The organism is Geomonas sp., from assembly GCF_035254065.1.
Classification (GTDB): domain Bacteria; phylum Desulfobacterota; class Desulfuromonadia; order Geobacterales; family Geobacteraceae; genus Geomonas.
In genome coordinates this window covers 1-2,680 of sequence record NZ_DATFBA010000379.1, presented here as the reverse complement: position 1 = coordinate 2,680, position 2,680 = coordinate 1, and the positions used below count along the sequence as shown (strand labels likewise).

The following is a 2,680-nucleotide window of genomic DNA, read 5'->3' as shown; positions in this document are numbered from 1 at the left end:
TGCCGGCTGTTGGGCGGCCTCTCTCTCGAAGGTGATCCGCATCAGCACGAAGGGAAGCCCCGACCTTTCCGAGCGCTTCCTCTCCAGGCAGAGCGTCTCCTGGAAGAACTCCTCTATGTGCACGCCGTACTCGCCGTCCACGATGCCGCCTAAGCGGCCGTGGTTGTGGTGGTGCGGGTTCAGCTCCAGGATGTTTTTGCCGTTCCGTTCCATGGTGTACCCCCGAAACCACTCGTCACAGGTGGCGGTAGACGCTGTCGGGGATGTAGAAGCGTCGCTTGTTGAAGATCACACCGAGGATGTTCCCCCCGTTTTTGAGGATGCGGTTCTTGACGTTTTCCGCCACTTGCCAGCGGGTCTTCTCGGCCTCAAGCACCAGCACCACGCCGTCCACGAAGCGGGTGAGTGCGACGGAGTCGGCCGAGACGGTGGCGGGGGAGGAATCGATCACGATCAGGTCGAAGCTCTCCCTCAGTTCGCTGAACATGGCCGCGCCCGCCGCCTCGTCGTGGATGCGCGGGGTGAGGGCAGGGGTCATGGAGATGGGCGAGACGAACAGGTTCTTGTCTCCCCCCTGGAAGCAGGCCTTGAGGATGGGGGTGCCCGCGGAGAGGGCGTCCCGCCAGCCGAACCCCTCCGGTATCTTGAAGTTCAGGTGCTGGGTCGGGTGATGGTGGGCCGCGTCCATGATCAGCACGCGCTTGTTGAAGCGCAGGGCGGCCGCCCGGGCGAACTCGCGCACCACGCTCGATACCCCTTCGCCGGGTCGGGTGCTGATGAACTGGATGGTCCTGCCGGGGGAGTCGGCCATGAGCCCCGAGATGTGCCGGTAGAGGTCGAAGAGCTCGGTGTCGGCGCTGAAGCCGGTCTTGCTGCTGGCGCGGCGTACCGTCAGGGGTGGAGCTATCGGCCGCTCCTCTTCTTCGGGAAGGGTGATCACCGCCGGTTCGCCTTTCTTCTCCTGCTCTGCCTGTATCAGGGCCTCGTAGATATTGCTCATGACAGATCTCCTGTCCGCTGGATTCCCGCGTTCATCGTTCCGGGAAAACTATCCGGTCACCCTCGACGATGACATTCTCGTTGACGATGTTCGGGTTATGCTGCTTCACGAGTCGAATGAGCCTGCGGTTGACCACCCCGTAGTTCTGCTTTATCAGGCTGGCCAGGGTGTCGCCCCTTCTCACCACCTTGCGCACCCCCTGCTGGTCGCCGTCGCCTGCCGCCGGTTGCTCCGAGCTGGCGAGTTCTGCCGGGTGCGGGGACTGCGACGACTGAGCGGGGGGCGACGCCTTCGCTCCGCTGGCCGGCAGCGGCTCCACGCTGACCTGCGGGCGAACCGCCGCCGAGCTTTTGTCCAGCGGGTGCAGGTGGTCCCACAGGAACAAAAGGAACAGGCAAAGGAGCAAGAGGGCCGCCGGCAGGGCCAGTTGCCGCGCCAGCCGGGACGGCTTTTCCCGGTGGAACTCGCCGATGATCTCGCCGGCCACCTTGGAGGAGACCTGCTTCTGCTGGTTGCCGAAGGAGGTGATCAGGCAGTTGTCGCACAGGATGTTGATCACCCTGGGGATGCCGTTCGCGCGGTCGATGATCTTTTTCAGGGCGCCGGAGCTGAACAGCTCGGGGTCGCCCAGGGCGGTCTTGGCCAGCCGGTGCTCGATGTAGGCGCGGCTCTCCTTGGCGGTGAGCGGCAGGATGCGCACCGAGATCACGATGCGCTGCTTGAACTGGCGCAGGCTCGGCCCGTTCAGCTTCTCCTCGAATTCCGGCTGGCCGCTGAAGACCACCTGGATCAGCTTGTCGGTGGCGGTCTCCAGGTTGGAGAGCATGCGCAGGTTCTCCAGGGTCTCCACCGGCATGTTCTGGGCCTCGTCGATCACCAGCACCACGTTGTTGCCGGCCCGGTACTCCTCGATGAGCTGGTGGTGCAGGCGGTCCACCATCTCGTAGATGTCCTCGTTCTCCGGGGTGAGCCCCAGCCCCTGGTAGAGGGTGCGCAACAGGGCCTTGAAGGAGAGGTTGGCGTTGAACAGGTAGATGGTCTTCAGCTGCTGCTTGTTGGCCTTGTCCAGGAACGAGCGGAGGATGGTGGTCTTGCCGACCCCCACCTCGCCGATGATGGCGATGAACCCCTTGCGCTGCTTCACCCCGTAGATGACCGCCGCCAAGGCCTCCTTGTGGCTGGGACTCAGAAAGAGCAGCTCCGGGTCGGGAGTGATGTTGAACGGCTCTTTCTTCAGGTTGAAGAAGTTGAGGTACATGGTGCTACCCCTCCCGGTACGGGATCGCCGCCAGCACCGGCAGCCCCAGGCGCCGCTCGACGCTTTCCGGGGTCGAGAAGCTCTGGGTGCCGTGCTCGGAGAGGAAGGCGAAGCCGATCCCCGCCAGGGCGCCAAGGATTGCCCCTAGTGCTATGTTCCGCATCCGCTTGGGCGACACCGGGATGGTGGGCACCGAGCCCTTTTCGATCACCGAAACGTTGGCGAGCTTCAGCCGGTTCATGTCGTCTGCGATGCGCGCCTCTTCGGCCCGGTCCGCATAGTTCTGGTAGTTCTTCTCGTCGATGCTCTGCTCGCGTTTCAGCTGCTGGATTTCCTTCTCCCGCGAGTCCAGCGACTGCAGGGCACCGTCCACCTCGCGCAGCTGCACGCGCAGGGTCGCCGCCTTGGCCTGCTGGGCGTGG

The 2,680-nt window shown here is 64.2% G+C and carries 4 protein-coding genes; all 4 read right to left on the bottom strand.

Going from position 1 to position 2,680, the window contains the following annotated elements; translation table 11 throughout:
* A partial coding sequence (locus tag VJ604_RS17965) for a hypothetical protein (protein WP_324084907.1) occupies positions 1-213 on the bottom strand: 213 nt, incomplete at its 3' end.
* A gap of 22 nt (positions 214-235) precedes the next feature.
* Positions 236-1,000 (bottom strand): CpsD/CapB family tyrosine-protein kinase, encoded by a 765-nt coding sequence (locus VJ604_RS17960; RefSeq protein WP_324084906.1) that lies wholly within the window; start codon positions 998-1,000, stop codon positions 236-238.
* Positions 1,001-1,031: 31 nt separating this feature from the next.
* The gene (locus VJ604_RS17955) at positions 1,032-2,258 is read right to left on the bottom strand and encodes an ExeA family protein (protein WP_324084905.1); all 1,227 of its coding nucleotides are present in this window, start codon (positions 2,256-2,258) and stop codon (positions 1,032-1,034) included.
* Positions 2,259-2,262: 4 nt separating this feature from the next.
* Positions 2,263-2,680: GNVR domain-containing protein (locus tag VJ604_RS17950; protein ID WP_324084904.1), on the bottom strand; the 418-nt coding region annotated here is incomplete at its 5' end.